The organism is Anabaenopsis sp. NIES-4685 (assembly GCF_059725405.1).
Genome location: NZ_AP043602.1, coordinates 3,711,353 through 3,730,818 on the forward strand (window position 1 = coordinate 3,711,353; position 19,466 = coordinate 3,730,818).

General features: G+C 41.2%; 10 protein-coding genes and 4 pseudogenes. 13 read left to right on the top strand and 1 reads right to left on the bottom strand.

Features of this window, described 5'->3' with window-relative positions; translation table 11 throughout:
- The first annotated feature begins 118 nt into the window (after window positions 1–118).
- Window positions 119–1,898 (top strand): annotated as a pseudogene (locus AC6IZ0_RS15915) (WD40 repeat domain-containing protein).
- A 148-nt stretch (window positions 1,899–2,046) separates the two neighbouring features.
- Window positions 2,047–2,238, top strand: a complete 192-nt coding sequence (locus tag AC6IZ0_RS15920; RefSeq protein WP_271731457.1) for a DUF2795 domain-containing protein — start codon at window positions 2,047–2,049, stop codon at window positions 2,236–2,238.
- 63 nt (window positions 2,239–2,301) lie between these two features.
- Here AC6IZ0_RS15920 and ftsH read toward each other — a convergent pair whose 3' ends face one another.
- On the bottom strand, window positions 2,302–4,245 hold the full coding sequence (gene ftsH / locus AC6IZ0_RS15925) for an ATP-dependent zinc metalloprotease FtsH (protein ID WP_497723818.1): 1,944 nt from the start codon (window positions 4,243–4,245) through the stop codon (window positions 2,302–2,304).
- A 285-nt stretch (window positions 4,246–4,530) separates the two neighbouring features.
- Here ftsH and AC6IZ0_RS15930 point away from each other — a divergent pair, with 285 nt between their 5' ends.
- From AC6IZ0_RS15930 to AC6IZ0_RS15980, 11 genes and pseudogenes are all read left to right on the top strand, one after another.
- On the top strand, window positions 4,531–4,725 hold the full coding sequence (locus AC6IZ0_RS15930) for a hypothetical protein (protein ID WP_271731455.1): 195 nt from the start codon (window positions 4,531–4,533) through the stop codon (window positions 4,723–4,725).
- A gap of 52 nt (window positions 4,726–4,777) precedes the next feature.
- Window positions 4,778–5,926 carry an AI-2E family transporter gene (locus AC6IZ0_RS15935; protein ID WP_497723819.1) on the top strand — a complete coding sequence of 383 codons (1,149 nt, stop codon included), beginning with the start codon at window positions 4,778–4,780 and terminating at the stop codon, window positions 5,924–5,926.
- A 1,231-nt stretch (window positions 5,927–7,157) separates the two neighbouring features.
- A complete protein-coding gene (locus AC6IZ0_RS15940; RefSeq protein WP_271731453.1) occupies window positions 7,158–7,832 on the top strand; it encodes a vWA domain-containing protein in 675 nt (224 codons plus the stop codon).
- 69 nt (window positions 7,833–7,901) lie between these two features.
- A pseudogene (locus AC6IZ0_RS15945) lies at window positions 7,902–8,691 on the top strand (PP2C family serine/threonine-protein phosphatase).
- Between the two features lie 75 nt (window positions 8,692–8,766).
- Window positions 8,767–10,920 carry a tetratricopeptide repeat protein gene (locus AC6IZ0_RS15950; protein ID WP_497723820.1) on the top strand — a complete coding sequence of 718 codons (2,154 nt, stop codon included), beginning with the start codon at window positions 8,767–8,769 and terminating at the stop codon, window positions 10,918–10,920.
- Window positions 10,921–11,274: 354 nt separating this feature from the next.
- A complete protein-coding gene (gene rfbF / locus AC6IZ0_RS15955; protein WP_271731278.1) occupies window positions 11,275–12,048 on the top strand; it encodes a glucose-1-phosphate cytidylyltransferase in 774 nt (257 codons plus the stop codon).
- 45 nt (window positions 12,049–12,093) lie between these two features.
- Window positions 12,094–13,200, top strand: coding sequence for a CDP-glucose 4,6-dehydratase (gene rfbG / locus AC6IZ0_RS15960; protein ID WP_497723821.1), 1,107 nt, complete (start codon window positions 12,094–12,096; stop codon window positions 13,198–13,200).
- Between the two features lie 81 nt (window positions 13,201–13,281).
- Window positions 13,282–13,830, top strand: a complete 549-nt coding sequence (gene rfbC / locus AC6IZ0_RS15965) for a dTDP-4-dehydrorhamnose 3,5-epimerase (RefSeq protein ID WP_497723822.1) — start codon at window positions 13,282–13,284, stop codon at window positions 13,828–13,830.
- 168 nt (window positions 13,831–13,998) lie between these two features.
- Window positions 13,999–15,311: pseudogene (locus AC6IZ0_RS15970) on the top strand (NAD(P)H-dependent oxidoreductase).
- A 276-nt stretch (window positions 15,312–15,587) separates the two neighbouring features.
- Window positions 15,588–16,675: pseudogene (locus AC6IZ0_RS15975) on the top strand (glycosyltransferase).
- A gap of 239 nt (window positions 16,676–16,914) precedes the next feature.
- Window positions 16,915–19,158 (top strand): GumC family protein, encoded by a 2,244-nt coding sequence (locus tag AC6IZ0_RS15980; RefSeq protein WP_497723824.1) that lies wholly within the window; start codon window positions 16,915–16,917, stop codon window positions 19,156–19,158.
- Window positions 19,159–19,466 lie beyond the last annotated feature (308 nt).

Genomic DNA, 19,466 nt, shown 5'->3' on the forward strand with positions numbered 1-19,466 from the left:
GCAAATCATTGACCATGAGAAATTGACCAGCATCGTAACTCATAAATTCCAGATTGCTCTTGAGTAATTAGGTCGGTATAGCTTACCCTAAGTATGCAATATTATTGTGTCACACCCAATGCAGATGGATTGGATTAGCTTACTCAAAGCTCAACAAGCTGACTTCCTTCAACGTGTGAAAAAACCTAAAACTTATGATTTATCCTTGCTGGAAAGTCAAGTTAAAGCATCTCACCGTGAGAGAATAGTATTCTCTTGTGAGGAATTGCTGAAGATAACCGAATTTTCCCGTCAGACAAGCCGAAATTGTCGCCAAAAATCCACCCCCTACACCACCGGAATATCCCGACCCGGATGACTGGGGGATGACTTTTCCCGAATACTTCCAGAAGCAAGCACAAGAGTATCTTTTCCGAGAGCAAATTGTGGGGTTAGTGATGGCTGAATGTCTGGGTAAGTTAGTCAAAAAAATCCCACAGGACAGTGTAGAACACATGGTGTTAGATGATGAAGGGAATTTGCGCGGAGAGAGCAAATTTGCCTACCTGTTGGCTAATAATCCTCATGTTAGTATTCAAGTTTACGCAGTTGATGGAGAAAGTGTTAATAGTATTAAGAAAAATAAAGTGAGGTGGTCAGTTACTCAGGATGATTTGAAGAATTATCAAGTATTAGTTTTTCTGTGTTTATTGCACCCATTCACTGATATGAATTGTTACCAAAAACATTCTATCATTGCGGGTTTTTTACCAACCAGCCAAATTAAATTTCCCGAACCAAAACTGTATGTTACTCCCGATCATTTCTTGTATGCGGGGGGTTTGAGTTGGTATTTAGAATCATTAGTTACCCAAGGAAATATCAAAAAACCCACACAACCATTAGTTGAACAACAGATAATAGTAGAAACAGTGCAAACTTTGCCAGCAGAACACCCGCAAAAGGCAATAATTGGTGATTGGGAATGTTGGCAAACATTGAAAGGCCACACTAGAGGCATTAATTGTATAGCTTTTAGTTCCAGGTGTAACAATGGCACAACCTCCCCCATATTAGCAAGTGGTAGTTATGGGGAAACAAAGCTCTGGGATTTAAGTAAGGGTGAATTAATCCAGACATTATCAGAGTATCCTTGGGTAGTGTCTGGAGACGTAGATATGGTAAATTCTCTAGCCTTTAGTTCAGATGGACAAACTTTAGTTACTGGTAGTGCTGATTCCACGGTCAAGATTTGGCACGTAGGCGCATTAGATTTAATCGATATTCTGCACAAGCATAATGCTATGGTGCGGTGCGTTGCATTTACACCAGATGGACTGATGTTAGCAACGGCTGGGGATGATAGAAAAGTCTTATTTTGGGATTTGACCCAACGTCAGGTAGCGATCGCCTTATCTTTAGATGATACAGCCCCTCATTCCCTAGTTTTTAGTCAAGATGGGCAAATATTAGCTACAGGTAGCTACCGCAAAATCAAAGTTTGGCGGACTTCACAACCCAGCGGGTGGAAAACTCTCAAAGATTCACCACCCCTATACAGTCTCACCGGTCATTCTCACATCGTCTCTGCCATGACTATCAGTGCCGATGGTAAACTACTAGTCAGTGGTAGTTGGGATCAAACAATTAAAATTTGGCACTTGGAAACAGGGAAATTAATTCGTACCCTCAAGGGTCATAGGGATAAAGTGTATGCTGTAGCCCTGAGTCCTGATGGACTTATCGCCAGTGGTAGTGCTGATCAAAGCATCAAATTGTGGCATCCAGAAACAGGCGAATTGCTAGCTACTTTTAATGGCCATAGCCATACAGTTACAGCCCTAGCCTTCACAGATTCGGGTGAGATGTTAGTTTCTGGAAGTTTTGATCAAACAATTAAAATTTGGCAGAGAAGCTGATTGGAGAGGCATTTGATGAGTTTATGAATCAAATTTGGATGTATATGCAATTACAACGAATTTCCGACTTAAGATACAACCCTAGGTAGAGAATGACAGATAGCCATAGCCAATAGCCTAGATACAACCCACTAACAGAGGTGAAGTTATGGCAGTATCTGCAGTTGATATTTCTAGAAGTCTCAGCGGCATAGATTTTCCAGCCAATAAACAGGATTTAGTCAACCATGCCAGACAGAAAAACGCCAGTCAAGAAATAATCAACATCCTCCAACAAATGGCAGAAAGGGAATATGGCAATATGGCAGACGTAGAACATGCCTTTGGTGAAGTGAGATAATTTCATGAAGAAAGCGATCGCCCTAGAAATAGGGCGATCGCTAAACAATTCACGCTAAAATCATTAAACCAGAAGTGATTGCATCAATGGTCTGTCTGCCAATAACTTACCGGTTCGTAACCACTCATCCAATTCATCTGGTGCTTCAACTTGGTTAAGGAACTCACGCAATTGAAGACCTTCCAGAATTTCCTTATCCAATAATGCCTGTGCAATCTCCTCTAGCAACTTGCGGTTATAATGCAAAATACTCAAAGCGATGTGATGAGCATTATCTAGACTCAGCTTCACTTCCCGGTCAATTTCCTCAGCCACCTTGGGACTAATACTACGGCGGGGATTAGGGTAACCTTCCAGGAACTGCTGTTGAATCTTCTCAAAAGCCACAGTACCCAACTTCTCGCTCATCCCATAGATAGTAATAGCTCGTTCTGCCAAATCAGTAGCTTTCTGGATATCATCAGCAGCACCCGTGGAAACCTTCCCAAAAACAATTTCCTCAGCAGAGCGTCCGCCCAACAAAGTAGCAATGCGTCCGCGAATTTCATCTTCTATCATCAAGAAGCGGTCTTCTTCGGGCATCTGAATTGTGTAACCCAAAGCACCCACACCACGGGGTACAACAGAGATTTTTTCCACCTTACCAGCACCAGGCATTAACGCACCGATGATGGCGTGACCAACTTCGTGATAGGCTACTGTGGTTTTCTCCAGTTCATTCAGCACACGAGAACGTTTTTCTAAACCAGCCACCAACCGCTCAATAGCTTCATTAAAATCTGCCATTAATACTGCAGGGCGATTTTGTCGGGCTGCTAACAGTGCAGCTTCATTGACTAGGTTAGCTAAATCTGCTCCCGCAAAACCAGGAGTTCGACCCGCAATAGTTGATAAATCAACATCATCAGCTAATTTCACATTTCTCGCATGGACATTCAGAATAGCTTCACGACCGCTTTTATCAGGACGGTCAACCACAACTTGACGGTCAAATCGACCTGGACGACTTAATGCGGGGTCAATGACTTCGGGACGGTTGGTCGCAGCAATGATAATCACCCCTGTGTTAGCGTCAAAACCATCCATTTCACTCAGTAGCTGGTTAAGAGTTTGTTCACGCTCATCATTACCGCCCATAATCGGCCCAGCACTTCCACGAGACTTACCCAGTGCGTCTAATTCGTCAATAAACACAATACAGGGGGCTTGCTGTTTGGCTTGGTCGAACAAGTCACGCACCCGGGCTGCACCTACACCCACAAATAATTCAATAAATTCTGAGCCAGAAATACTGAAAAACGGCACACCAGCTTCACCCGCTACGGCTTTAGCTAGCATGGTTTTACCCGTTCCCGGAGGTCCCACCAACAATACGCCTTTAGGAATTTTTGCCCCCAGTCTGGTGTATTTACCAGCATTTTTGAGAAAATCAATGATTTCTTCTAGTTCTGCCTTAGCTTCATCTACACCGGCAACATCACTAAATTGTACACCCGTGATGCCTTCGGAATAGATGCGGGCTTTGCTTTTACCTACTGTCAATGCAGCCGGACCGCTACCTTGACGACTGATCACAAAAGCCCAAATCCCAAAGAAAATTAATGGGGGTGCAATCCAACTGAGTAAAGTACCAATCCAGGCATTTTGGGATGGTGGTGGTGCGGTAAATTCGACATCATGCTCCCGCAGAATTTTGGGCAAATCTAAATCGATAGCTACTGGCGTAGTGGTGAATACCTGTTTTACAGTTTCACCTTCGGCAGTTTGGGTTTTCATGGTATATTCAATGCGATCGCTACCCACAACCGCCTGCTCCACTTGATTATTTTGCACCTGCGCGATAAACTCACTGTAGGGAACTTGAGCTTGCCGCTGCCCAAACAAACTGGGAACAACCAAGTTAAGCAGTAATAAAAAAGTCAATAGAATCAGCAAACTACCGCCCAATTGCCTAGGTTTTGGTGCTTTATCTGGTCTTTGGTAATTATTATTAGTTTCTACAGGCATTTAGATACACCCTCCTTAGTCAGTTATCTTTTGATGTAGTAAACTCACCTGCACACTGCTGTATCAGTTCCTAATAGAATTTGCCTCATGCCAAAACACACAAATACATATAGAGATGCCTAACCCAGGTGCTGAACTACTATTAGCAACAAAAAAATTCACACAGCAACAATTTTGGCAGTATTGATCTCAAGATTTGTCTCTATATAGGTTTATTCTAGAAACTAAACCCAGTCACCTAATATCGGGTATACCCCACAGAGAAATGTGTATTGCCGTACTATTATGAAAAATAATTTAGGATTTGTAGCTAAATTGCTGGTGGTTTCCGGTTTGCTGTCCCTATTAATTAAATACGCAGGACCGCATTTATCCATAGCCGCAACAAATGCCAATGCCCTGATTATAGTTCTGTTACCGAATTTGATGCTCGCGATCGCTTTATTTTGCAGATTCCAATCAATACTCAAACAAAATTAGTAGAAATTGGTAAAATCAGCTAAGGTAACAATGATACATCTGGGGCAGGACTGTGAACCTTGGGCAGTGGATTGGCTTAATCGCTATAGTTCTTTGTTTGTATATCTTATGGCAAATTCGGCAAGTTCTATTGCTGATATTTGCTGCAGTGGTTTTGGCTACTACCTTAAATCGCCTAGCCAAACGTCTTCAAAGCTTAGGTTTGAAACGTGGCTTCGCTGTTCTCCTGTCGGTGTGTATTTTCTTCGCCGGTGTAGTATGTTTTTTCTGGCTGATTGTTCCCCCTTTTGTGCAGCAGTTTCAAGAACTCACTTATCGCGTTCCTCAAGGTTTTGCTCTTTTTAATAGTTGGCTAAAGGAACTAGAAACCCTCGTTCCCACTCCACTGGTTCCCTACCTCCCTAATCTCAGTCACCTGATTGCACAAGCACAACCCTTTCTCAATCAGGTATTGGGTAACTCTTTTGCTTTTGTTTCTGGCTCCCTAGAAGTCCTAGTTAAGATGTTATTACTCCTAGTACTAACGGGGATGTTATTAGCCGAACCTCAAGCCTATCGCCGATTATTTATTCGCCTATTCCCTTCATTTTATCGCTCAAGAATAGATGGGATTTTGGATCAATGTGAACTTTCATTGGAGGGATGGATAACAGGTGCTTTTATTGCTATGAGTGTGGTGGGAATATCAAGTGTGATCGGCTTATATATTTTGGGTGTCAAAGCCGCTCTAGCTTTGGGCGTTTTAGCAGGATTTCTCAACTTAATTCCTAATTTAGGTCCTACATTGAGTCTAATACCAGCAATGGCGATCGCCTTGTTAGATACTCCCTGGAAACCTCTGCTAGTGTTGCTTCTCTATCTTGTGATTCAACAGATTGATGCCAACTTTGTGACTCCCACTGTCATGGCACATCGCGTTTCTATACTACCTGCTGTGACCTTAATTTCCCAACTATTTTTCGTTACTTTCTTTGGTTTTTTAGGATTATTTTTAGCATTACCTTTGACTGTGGTTGCTAAGATTTGGTTGCAAGAAGTATTGATTAAAGATGTTCTAGATGAATGGGGAAATAGTCTCGGACAAGAAAGTGAGTTAGTAATCATTTCGCCATCTTCTCTCTCAGATCATGATCCTAATAAAGTAACTCAAAATAGCAGCATGGAACCAACAATTGATGAAATTTTTCCAGCAGAAGAATAATTAATCATCTATATTTTATTTCCGGTTTATTTCCGGTTTATTTCCGGCAGTTTTTATGTTAATGTAAAATGTAAATAAATTTTGCAGTATATCCAGCCATTCTGTAGCGAAATATGCTGTATTTACTACAAATGTTGCTCCTCTGGGTAAACACAAAATTTTCTTAACTTTTTGTATGGTTATAGTAGCAGCCGTTACTCTTTCACAAGTAGGATTTATGTTATTTATTATTATTAATCCCTGATCCTGAATATTTTAGGTAACAGGATCAGGAATATCCTAGCATTACCCCTCTACAGGAATTTATGCGTAGGATGAGATTTTATTTTTACTCTTATCTAGGGTTCTGTGTACTAAATTTGTAGCAGTTATATTCTAAGTATAATCACTTGAAAAAAACCAACCTACTTCAGGAAAGGTAAAGTAACCAGAAAACCTCTTCTGTGTCCCCTTGTGGTCAGGAGAATTTTTAACGCCCATCTAACTTGTATCTAGCAGAGAATGAAAATTTATCCACATTTATCGGTCATTGGTCAAAGGGTAAATCTGATGCACATCAGTATCTTCATAAACCATGAGGATGTAGTCTTCTAAAATTATCAAAATTAATCAGATTTCCGAGTGTTTTAAATAACTTAAAAATAGGAATCTCATTATGCTTACTTTGTTCAAATTTAATATTTATCTCAAGAAAGTATTATGTATTTGCTGTATACATACACCGATGATATTATACTAAATATTATTGATATATTTGGTATAATATCCTGTTCAATAAGATGGAATATAGCCTTTTTCAGGCTCATGAAGTACACACCTATTCCCTATTCCCTATTCCCTGTTCCCTGTTCCCTGTTCCCTCAAACTAAAAAAAATTGTACCTCACGAGCATGGTAAATGCTATATCCTGTTCAAAATCATGATGTTGTCGATATAAAAAATGACTTTGTATATAATATTGTGTTCTAAATGAATATGTAATGAACCGTATTTTGTGCAGTGACAGAAAGGAATTAAATTCACAAAACCACCCTGTATACGCAGAATAATTAGCAGTATCTTAATCAAAAAATAATATATGTAGATAAGTTTGTCCAAACTATCTGTTTCATAAAGATTGCACTAATTAGGGCTAAACATTTATGTTTAGTCTTATAGCCTCCGGAAACTAAGGTATATACTTTGAAAAAAGGAAAATAAAGCAGTGACGTACAACATAACAAAAACCGTTATGCATGAAAGCTTACAACTCGATGAAATAGTCGAATTTGCTGAAAATCCTGAACCACGCTGTCCTTGTGTGCTATTGCTAGATACATCAGGATCAATGCAAGGAGATCCTATAGAAGCTTTAAATCAGGGCTTGCTGAGTTTGAAGGATGAATTAGTCAAAAATTCCTTAGCATCCAGAAGGGTTGAAGTAGCGATCATCACTTTTGATACTAATGTGAATATAGTCCAGGATTTTGTCACAGCCGATCAATTTAACCCGCCCATTTTGACAGCCCAGGGACTAACGACTATGGGGGCAGGAATTCATAAAGCATTGGACATGGTGGAAGAGCGTAAATCTTTATATCGTGCCAATGGCATTGCTTATTATCGTCCTTGGGTGTTCATGATTACAGATGGAGAACCACAAGGTGAATTAGACCATCTCATAGAGCAAGCAGCGCAACGCCTACAAGTAGATGAAGCTAATAAACGAGTTGCATTCTTCACAGTAGGTGTAGAAAACGCTAACATGATGCGCTTAAATCAATTAGCAGTGCGAACCCCACTCAAACTCAAAGGACTTAACTTTATTGAGATGTTTGTTTGGTTGTCAGCCAGTATGTCAGCAGTTTCCCATTCTCAGGTAGATGAACAGGTAGCACTACCACCCATTGGCTGGGGTACTCTTTAATCGGGTTAGCGTCGCTTACCGTAGGTATCGTGGCTTACATTCACACGAGCTATGCCTGAAAAAAAATCTATGAATACAACATTGAAACAGATATCTCATTGGCAAGTAGTGGCTGCATCTGTATGCGGTACAAGCCACATCAGAAATAAGCAGCTGTGTCAAGATGCTCACCACTGGCAGCTACTACCAGGTAATGTGTTGCTCACCGCGGCTGCTGATGGTGCAGGTTCTGCCAATCCAGGGAAAAGTGGGAGCAATGGTAGCTGTAGAAAAAGCAATAGAAACCCTTGCTATCAAACAAATTACTAGAGATTCCCTTGCAGATGATGCAATTGTGCGATCGCTATTGAATGAAGCCTTACTAGCAGCCAAAAAAGCGGTAGAGGATGCAGCAAGAACTGGCAGCAAACAGCCTCAAGATTTAGCAACTACCCTAATTATAATGGTTGCTACCCCGGATCTGGTCGCAGTGGTACAAATTGGTGATGGTTTAGCAGTGGCCAAGGATCGCATGGGTAACTTAATGGCACTGACAAGACCTGATCATGGAGAATACATCAACGAGACAACTTTTTTAACTTCCCCTCATGCCTTAGATACAGCGCAAATCAGATTATGGCGTGAAAACATAGTTAATATTGCCGTCCTTACCGATGGACTACAAATGCTGGCCTTAAATATGCTGGTGGGCGAACCTCATAAACCCTTCTTTTTTCCCTTATTCGACTTTGTGGAGAATGCCGAAGATCAGACAACAGCCAAGGAACAGTTGGTGAGGTTTTTAGGTTCTGAACGGATTACCCAACGTACTGATGATGACCTGACCCTGATTTTAGCAGGTCTTAGGAATGCTCAATGATCTTTTATCTGAGCAACGTTGTGGTGATTTTGCGAGATTTGTATTTTACATAACCCCATTCATCGTAATTTTATCATGCAAGTCTTACGTTGTTTTCCCAAACAAGAAATTATCAACCTCAGCGTGAGTTTGGGGCGTGGCGGTGAAGCTTGTATCTATACAGTGCCCTCCTGTGGTGATTTAGTTGCTAAAGTTTATCACAAACCAACAGTTGCTCACGCCAACAAACTCCAGGCGATGCTGGACAACCCTCCAGAAAACCCTACAGCTAGCTTGGGGCATATTTCCATTGCTTGGCCGCTGGATTTATTACGGTCAAAAGACCAAGACAATCGCATCATCGGCTTTTTAATGCCTCGCATTCGTGGGATGCGCCCCATTATCGACTTTTACAATCCCAGAACTCGTCGCGAACACTGTCCCTTATTCAATTATCAGTATCTGCTACGCACCGCTCGTAATTTGGCCGCGGCTTTTGCAGCTTTGCATAATAGTGGATATTGCGTTGGTGACGTCAATGAGTCAAATATTCTCGTTAGCGATACAGCACTGGTGACCTTGGTTGATACTGACTCGTTCCAAGTGTACGATCCTGATCAGAATGTTGTTTATCGCTGTCCTGTAGGTAAACCAGAGTTTACCCCACCAGAACTACAGAATAAAATTTTTGCTCAACACGATCGCAAAGTCACCCATGATTCCTTTGGGCTGGCGGTGTTGATTTTTCAACTTTTAATGGAAGGTACTCACCCCTTTTCGGGAATCTTTCAAGGTGTTTCTGAGCCACCACCCTACGAAACCCGGATTGCTGCGGGACATTTCACTTATAGTCAAAAGCGTCACGTACCTTATCTCCCTACCCCCATCGCACCCCCTTGGGAAATGCTGCATCCCAAGTTGCAAGAATTGTTTTTACGTTGTTTTGAAGATGGTCACGATCACCCACATCTGCGCCCCAACGCCCAAACTTGGTTATCAGTTTTAGCCCAAGCAGAAGATAGCCTGATTACTTGTACTGCTAATCCCCAGCATCGCTATAATCACCATTTAGATAGTTGTCCCTGGTGTAAACGTGCTTTGCGCTTAGGTGGACGTGATCCATTTCCATCACCTAGAGCAGTAGAAAATCGCGAACATCTGCGCCCACGATTTGTACCTACAAGGCGTTACGCCCAGCGTCCACGTTCTCCACAACCAGTCAGGCCGCAATCCCAAATAAATCATTGGCAGTTACCTAAGTATTCTGTTTATCAACGTCAAAAAAACACAAAGTTTTATCCCGCTATTTTGTGTTTAGTGGGTTTTGGTGTGTTGGGGTATTTAGACGTAGCAATTAAATTTACTCGTCCTTATGTTTCTCAAAATACCTACACTCAACAAACTTTGATAACTCCTCCTCAACCCCAGCCAGATACTCTGACTTTCGCCGATTACTATCAACAGGGTCATGCTGCTTACCAAGCAAAAGATTATCACAAAGCAGTACAACACTTTAGCCAAGCTATAGAACAGGTAGCAACAAATGCTAGTGCTTATGTTCACAGAGGTAATGCCCGCTATGAATTGAGGGATTATGAAGGCGCTCTGGCAGACTATAATCAAGCTTTGCAGATTAACCCTCAAGAAGTTAAAGCTTTTATCCACCGAGGCAATGTTCATTATATGCTGGCTGAATATAGCCACGATCCCGATCGCGAATATAACCTAGCGATCACTGATTTTACTCAAGCTTTATCGCTGAACGAGCAAGAAACAGAAGCCTATATTAAAAGGGGTATTGTCCGTTCGGAAATGGCTAGATATAGCGGTCAATCTGTGCAAGATTATCAAAAAGCTATTCTTGATTTGACCCTGGCGATTCGACTGAATGCATCCAAAGCAGAAGCTTATTTTCATCGCGGTGAAATCCGCTATAGAATGGCACAGTTTAGCAGCAACTTTATTCCAGAATATCAACAGGTAATCGCTGACTTCAACCAAGCACTAAAAATCAATGGTAACTTGGCGAAAGTCTATCTCAAACGAGGGATGATTCGCTATGAACTTACACAGTATGCTGGACAAGACTCTGATCGAAATAACCTCAAGGCTATTCAAGATTTACAAACCGCTGCCAAACTATCCTTGGAACAAGAGGATACACACAGCTACCAGCAAGCCATGAGCAGTATTTGTGTAATTATAGAAAGCCAATGTACTGCTTTATTAAAAAATTCTGCCATGTGGTAATTACACCTGTAACTTAGCAAGTATAGTCTTGAATCAATAACTATAACTATTTTATTACCAAACATTTTTATTATATCGAACAAATAAACATGACAATCTAAACATTGTCATGTTTAGCTATTTTTAGCATATTTAATTAATGCAATATCCCTGATAAATTATTTATATTTTTTTATTTTTTTTTCAGAAAATTATTCATAGAATCTTTATTAATTTACTAAAAATAATAGTTATATTATGTAGAGAAATAAAGACCTTATCCCAGTAAATTTTTCTCATCAAAACGCGTGCATCTTCTTTATCCTGAGAAGTTCAAAAGTCAACAAGCGATAAAATCCTCAACAAGGTAATTATATGAAAGCGGTAATTCTGGCTGGAGGACTGGGTACACGCCTCAGTGAAGAAACTAGTATCAGACCAAAGCCAATGGTGGAAATTGGTGGTAAACCAATTCTTTGGCACATTATGAAGATTTACTCTGCCCACGGTATTAATGACTTTATTATTTGTTGTGGCTACAAAGGTTACATCATTAAAGAGTATTTTGCGAATTACTTTTTACATATGTCAGATGTTACCTTCGATATGCGATTCAACCAAATGAATGTACATTCTGGTTATGCTGAACCCTGGCGCGTCACCTTAGTTAATACGGGGGATTACACTATGACCGGTGGACGATTAAAACGCATTAGTGAGCATGTTGGTAACAGTACATTTTGCTTTACCTATGGTGATGGTGTCTGTAACATAAATATCACAGAGTTAATTAAGTTTCATCAAGAACAAAAAAGCCTAGCGACACTCAGCGCAGTTCAACCCGCAGGACGCTTTGGTGCTATTTCCTTAGGACAAGAGCAAACTAAAATCAACAGCTTTCAGGAAAAACCTGAAGGTGATGGCGCATGGATTAATGGCGGTTACTTTGTTTTAGAACCAGAAGTAATTAACTTGATTGCTGATGACTCTACGGTTTGGGAGAAAGAACCATTAGAAAAACTCGCACAGATGAATCAGCTTTCTGCTTTTAAACATCATGGTTTTTGGCAACCCATGGATACATTACGCGATAAAAACCACCTAGAGGAGCTATGGAAAAGTGGTGAAGCTCCGTGGAAAGTGTGGTAATTAGCTGGTTTATTTACGCAGTATTGTATGAGGAGAATTGATCAAATGGAATCAAATTTCTGGGCGGGAAAAAAAGTTTTTGTCACCGGACATACAGGCTTTAAAGGTAGTTGGTTATCTCTGTGGTTACAAATGTTAGGGGCTGAGGTCTGTGGTTATGCTTTAACTCCGCCCACAGCCTTGAATCTGTTTGAGTTAGCTAATGTTGCTGATGGAATGACATCGGTGGTAGGAGACATCAGAAATTTAGATTTTCTCCAGCAAGTCATGCAAACCTACCAGCCAGATATTCTCATCCATATGGCGGTTCAGGCTTTGGTGCGGGAATCTTACTACAACCCAGTAGACACCTATGCGGTGAATATTATGGGAACAGTCAATGTATTGGAAGCAGTCAGGAATGTACCCAGTGTCAGAGCAGTAGTTTCAGTCACCTCTGATAAGTGTTATGAAAATCGCGAATGGGTTTGGGGTTACCGGGAAACAGATCCTATGGGCGGATATGACCCTTATAGCAGTAGTAAAGGATGCGCTGAATTAGTCACTACGGCTTATCGTCAATCTTTTTTTAATCCCGCTGATTACCCCCAACATGGGGTAGCGATCGCCAGCGTGCGAGCCGGAAATGTCATTGGTGGAGGAGATTGGGCTAAGGATCGGCTAGTTCCCGATATTCTCAATGCTTGGCTTTCCGGGAAAGAAGTTGTCATTAGAAACCCCCAAGCAGTGCGCCCTTGGCAACACGTTCTGGAACCCCTTAACGGTTATTTAATGCTAGCTGAAAAACTATTTACTCACGGTTCAGTATATTGTGGGGGCTGGAATTTTGGACCAAATGAATCAGGAGTGAAAACTGTAGCTTGGGTAGTTAATCAGTTACAGCAGTTTTGGGGTGACGATGCTCATTGGATTCAGGATGGTGGAGTTCAACCCCATGAGGCTAATTTTTTAACCTTGGATTGTTCTAAAGCCCGGACTCAAATTAATTGGGAACCACAATTAGATTTACCAACAGCTTTAGCTTGGATTGTGGATTGGACTAAAGCCTGGGAACAAGATAATGATATGCAGCAAAAAAGCCAATCTCAGATTCAGCAGTTTATGCAACTTGCAGATTTTCAGCAACGAAAATTTTCTCTGTTGGGAGTTTAATATAGGGTAAATGTGAGCAATTAAACCACCAATTCCGAGATAGTGCTAACTTTTTCCCAAGGACTTATCAAGATAAATTCTATGAATTTTACCCCAACTGCACTCAAAGACGCATTCATTGTTGATGTTGACAAAAAGCCGGATCATCGCGGATTTTTCGCCCGTGGTTTCTGCGCTCAAGAGTTTATGGCACATGGCTTAAAACCTACCGTTGCCCAATGTAATATATCTTTTAACCATAAAAAAGGGACTGTCAGAGGAATGCATTATCAAGTTTCCCCAGCTGCGGAAACGAAATTAGTGCGTTGTACTCAAGGGGTAATCTATGACGTAATTATTGATATGCGTCCTGAATCGCCGACTTTCTTATCACATATAGGCGTGGAATTAAGCGCCGAAAATCACCGGGCTTTGTACGTACCAGAAATGTTTGCTCACGGTTATCAAACTCTCACAGATGAGGCTGAAGTTATCTATCAAGTGGGTGAGTTTTATACACCAGGTTATGAACGGGGGTTACGCTATAATGACCCATTTTTTAATATTGAATGGCCTTTAGAAGTTACTCACATTTCCGAGAAGGATTTAAATTGGACATTACTAGAAATGATTCCTGTTGGTAGTGCCTAGTTGTGCCATGCATTATAAGTGGTGAAGGAATGAACCATGAAGGATCCAAGGAACACAACCGAAGAATGATTAAGGGCATTAATTTCAAATGGTTTGACCTAGGAAGTTTCATGGGATAGATCACTGGACTACATAAATAGTTCTATTTAACACAGAGGAGTTGAACTAATGATTATTATTGATCGTGCCTTAGAAGCCCGCGGCGCAGCTGGAAATCCAGTGAAAGTGGGAATGATTGGTGCTGGTTTTATGGGTCGGGGGATTGCGAATCAAATTATTAATTCAGTTCCCGGAATGGAGTTGGTGGCGGTTTTTAGCCGTCAGGTTCATGCAGCTAAAAGAGCTTATACAGAAGCAGGACGAGAAAATATTGAAGTTGTTACCAGTGTAACTGAATTAGAAGCGGCGATCGCACAGCATAAATATGCAGTTACCGAAGATGCTGAATTACTCTGCCAAGCTGAGGGAATTGATGCCATCATCGAAGTTACTGGCGCAGTCGAATTTGGTGCTCACATTGTGATGCAAGCGATCGCCCATCGTAAACATGTGATTATGATGAACGCCGAACTTGACGCTACCATCGGCCCCATCCTGAAGGTGTACGCCGACAAAGCCGGAATCATTCTCAGCGCCTGTGATGGAGATCAACCAGGGGTAGAAATGAATCTCTACCGATTTGTCAAAAGTATTGGTCTGACTCCGTTATTGTGCGGTAATATTAAAGGACTTCAAGACCCCTATCGCAATCCTACAACCCAAGAAGGATTTGCTAAACGTTGGGGTCAAAAAGCCCACATGGTGACCAGCTTTGCCGATGGAACCAAAATTTCCTTCGAGCAAGCCATCGTTGCTAACGCTACAGGAATGAAAGTAGCCCAACGCGGAATGCTAGGTTACAACTTCAGCGGTCATGTTGATCAAATGACCAAAATGTACGATGTTGAACAACTAAAAGAACTTGGTGGTATTGTTGATTATGTAGTTGGCGCTCAACCCAGCCCCGGCGTGTTTGTATTTGCTACTCACGAAGACCCCAAACAACGTCACTATCTAGATTTGTACAAATTAGGTGAAGGTCCTTTATATAGCTTCTACACTCCCTATCACCTCTGCCATTTTGAAGTTCCATTGTCTGTAGCGCGTGCTGTCCTGTTCCAGGATACTGTCTTATCTCCCCTGGCCGGCCAGTGGTGGATGTGATCACCACTGCCAAAATTAACCTCAAAGCTGGCGAAACCTTAGATGGTATCGGCTACTATATGACCTACGGCCAATGTGAGAATTCTGCCATTGTTCAAGAGCAGAAATTGCTACCCATCGGTTTAGCCGAAGGCTGTCGCCTCAAACGAGACATTTGCCAGGATCAAGTCCTCACCTACGATGATGTAGAGTTACCTCAAGGTAGACTTTGCGACCAACTGCGCGCCGAACAAAACGCTTATTTTGCATCAGAAAAAGTTCTCGCAATGGTTGGGTAACAACAGTACCTTCTGTATCAGTGCAGTGAAGAAAATCCCTCAAAAACTCAGAGGATGTTTGAGGGAATCTTCCACCAACACATAAACTCAGTTTGTAGTGAGGACTGTAGTCCAAGCAACATTGATCATGAGGGCAGACCTTTTCACCTTGTCTAGATTTGTATGTAGAGGTGAAAGATATAAGAATGGGTATTGATAATTCTCAACACTCAAGTTATTAAGAGCAACTAGCTAGAAACTTTTACAACACACTTAAGAATAAATTTAGACACAACTATGAAAATTGCTCTAGTTCATGATTACTTAACCCAGCGCGGTGGGGAGAGCGTGTATTTGAGTTACTTTGTAAGCGCTATCCCGAAGCGGATGTTTTTACCTCTTTGTACAATCCGCAAAAAACTATTGATATGGGTGAGCGTATAGTCCAAACTACTTTTTTGCAAAAAATTCCCGGCGCAGTCAAGTATTTTAGATTGATGGCTCCTTTGTATTTTCCCGCCTTTCGCGCCTTGGATTTACAAGATTATGATTTGATTATTAGTAGCAGTACGAGCTTTGCCAAAGCAGTACGCAAACGTCCAGATGCAAAACATATTTGTTTTTGTCATAATGTTACCCGTTTCCTGTGGGATACGGAAACTTATTTAAGGGAATATGGAGACTACCGATATTTTGCGCCATTAATTGAGCAAATTTTTCAACTAATGAGAAATCTGGACTTGAAATATGCTCAAGAACCCGATCTTTACATTGCTAACTCTAGTATAGTTGCCCGTCGTATTGAAAAAATTTATAACAAACAAGCAATTGCCATTAACTATCCCATTGATACAAATAATTTCTTGTTCTCAGATACAAAAGATGAATATTATTTGGCCTCGGCGAGGATGATCAGCTATAAGCGGCTAGATATAATCATCGAAGCATTTAACTGGCTAGGTTGGCAATTATTAATTTCAGGCGATGGACCTGAACAACAACGTCTAAAAGCCAAAGCTTTAGATAATATTAAATTTTTAGGACACGTCAGTGATTCTCAACGCAAAGAATTATTTTCTAAGGCCAAGTCTGTAATAGTTGCAGCTTTAGAAGATTATGGATTAGTTCCAGTTGAGGCAAATGCTAGTGGGACACCAGTGATTGCCTACGGGGCAGGTGGAGTTTTAGATACACAGATACACGGCAAAACAGGGGTATTGTTTAAGAGACAAACACCCGAGTCCATACAATCTGCATTACTAGAGTCCGGACGAATCATTTGGGATTATGAAAGTATTCGTAAGCATGCAGTTAATAATTTTTCGGAACCAGTATTTTTTAACAAGGTTGAGCAGCTTATTGAACAAACTTGCAGTGTAAATTGATAATTTGTGACGCATTATATACAGATTATCAACCAGCCACAAAAAATCACACATCTAGAAATAAACAGGGAGTTATAATTTCTAAATTAAAGATTAGGTAAAGCTTATGTACCCACCATAAAATATCTTGTCATAGTTAGCCTGAAAGTTTAGAATCAGGGAGAATTTAAAATTAGTATCACTATATCCCTAAAGGGATTTACGCTACGTATAACGTATAGCAGATAAGGATAATAAACATGAATCAACCTAGTCTTAGTCCGGGTATAAATCACATTACTAACTCTAGTATAGAACCAAGCTACGGACAGCTATTTAAGATATTAATTCGGAGGTTTCCTTGGTTTTTAGCAGTATTTTTGACTTCAATTGCCATCGCAGCTCTAGTAACTTCAAGGACAAAACCTACTTATAAAAGCTCCATGCAGTTGCTTGTAGAACCTAATTATCAAGGTAGGCGAGAAGATGCCGGAGTAGACACTCAATTTATCGAGCCTGACATTAAGATAGACACAGCAACCCAGCTGAATCTCATGCAAAGTTCAGGACTGATTCAACAAGCAGTTGAAAAACTTAAATCTGACTATCCTCAGATCAATGTCAACGAAATTAAAGAATCTTTAGTTCTTCATCAAATCAGGAATAAAGAAGATAATTTAGCTACAAAAATTTTCCAAGTAGAGTATAGTGCCAACGATCCCGAACAGACACAAAAAGTTCTGGCCGCAATTAGGCAAGTTTATGTCGAATATAATAAACAGCAACAGGATGCGCGGTTACAAAAAGGTTTACAAGTTATTCGAGAACAGTTAAATAAAGCCAGCGAGGAAGTGAACGCCTCAGAGACTAATCTGCAAAGATTCCGCAGAAACCAAAATTTAATCGATCCTGAGTCACAAGCTAAAACCCTAGAAGACTCTTTAAATGCTATTCAACAAGAGCGTCGTACTACCCGTTCTCAGTATCAAGAGGCCATAGCACGCCAAAAAACTTTGCAAGAACAACTCAGGCGTTCTCCACAAAATGCTCTGGTTGCTTCTCGTCTGAGTCAGTCTACCCGTTACCAAGGCTTACTCAACGAAATTCAAAAAACCGAACTAGCACTAGCTCAAGAGCGGTTGCGCTTTACCGATGCAACTCCCGGTGTACAAAAGCTTCAAGAACAACTTGAAAGCCAGAAGAAATTATTGCAACAAGAGGTTAGCAGAACTTTAGGCGTACAGTCTAATGGTGTATTCTCCTCCCAAGTACCTCTTTTAGAACAAGGACAATTTGGCGAAATTGACCTGAATCTGGCTACTCAGCTAGTGGAAACCCAAACAACTATAGTTGCTTTAAGCGCCCGCGATCAAACTTTAGCGGAAAAAGAAAATGAATTGCGTTTTGAAATCAAACGCTTTCCGCCTCTGTTGGCTTATTACAATCGGATTATGCCACAGCTACAATTTAGCCGTGAAAGGTTAGAGGAGCTATTGCGAGCAGAACAGAAATTGCGCCAAGAACTTGCCAAAGGGGGCTTTAACTGGGAAGTTGTGGAAGAACCGCAGTTAGGTATTTATATGGGGCCCAATCTCCAGCAGAATCTGTTGTTGGGTGCAGTGGTTGGCTTGATGTTAGGAGGTATGACTACTTTTATTCGAGAAGCATCTGATGATGCTGTTCATACCACTGCTGAACTGGAAAAACAGGTTTCCTTACCCTTGTTGGGAACTACTCCCAAACTGCCAACTACCAAAAGCAGAGAATCAATTATTAAGTTACCTTTTGGGAAACCAGAAGTTCTTGCCCCCTGGACTATTCAGGTGTTGCAATCAGCACCGCGCTGGGAATCCCTGGATTTAATTTTGAAAAATATTGAACTTTTAAATTCTGTTCCCAACTTGAAGTCCCTGATGGTTACCTCGCCTTTACCAGATGAGAGTAAGTCAGCTTTGGCGTTGGGTTTAGCTATGAGTGCAGCTCGTTTACACAAGCGGGTACTACTCATTGATGCTAATTTAAGAGATCCCAGTCTCCACGAACAACTCAATCTTCCCAATGAGCAAGGACTATCTACCCTCTTGGCTAGTCATGCGGCTATTCCCAACCGTCATGGTATTCCTACTTTAGATTCGGCTTACATTGATATTTTAACAGCCGGGCCTATACCTATTGACCCCGCAAATCTTCTGAGTTCACCACGCATGAAAGAATTAATAGGGGAATTTGAGGAAAATTATGATTTGGTTCTCATAGATGCTCCGCCAGTTCTTGGTTTGGTGGATGCCATGCTTACAGCTTCATCTTGTCGTAGTGTGGTACTCACAGCAAGCATGAGTAAAGTAACTCGCAGCCAAATAGCCCAAGCTACAGGTATGTTGAGTAAGTTAAACCTCATCGGGGTTGTGGCTAGTGGAGTCTCAAACTCTGACAGTACCTATGTACAGTATCCCCAGCCGTCTAAGTCGTCCCAATTAGCGCTACAACAAGTTTTGGAAAAATAGGTGAGCAACAGAGGAAGCGTTTACTTGTATCAGTGTGCTTTACCAATTGAAAGGTTTTATATTATGTGCGATCGCTCAGGTCAACTGCCCTAACCCAGTGTTTGGTCTGGGAAGTGACAAAAGCCCTCCATCCCAGAAACAGCGCTTGGGCGATCGCACATATCTTTTTTTTAGATCCAGCAGTTTGTAGATAGATGAGGCACAAATCTGAATACTAACATTATTCTGGGGTAGGTATCCTGACCGCTAAGAGTTTACCTAACCCCAATAAATATGTCTGTAATTGTCTCAACTCCAGTAGCCGCCAT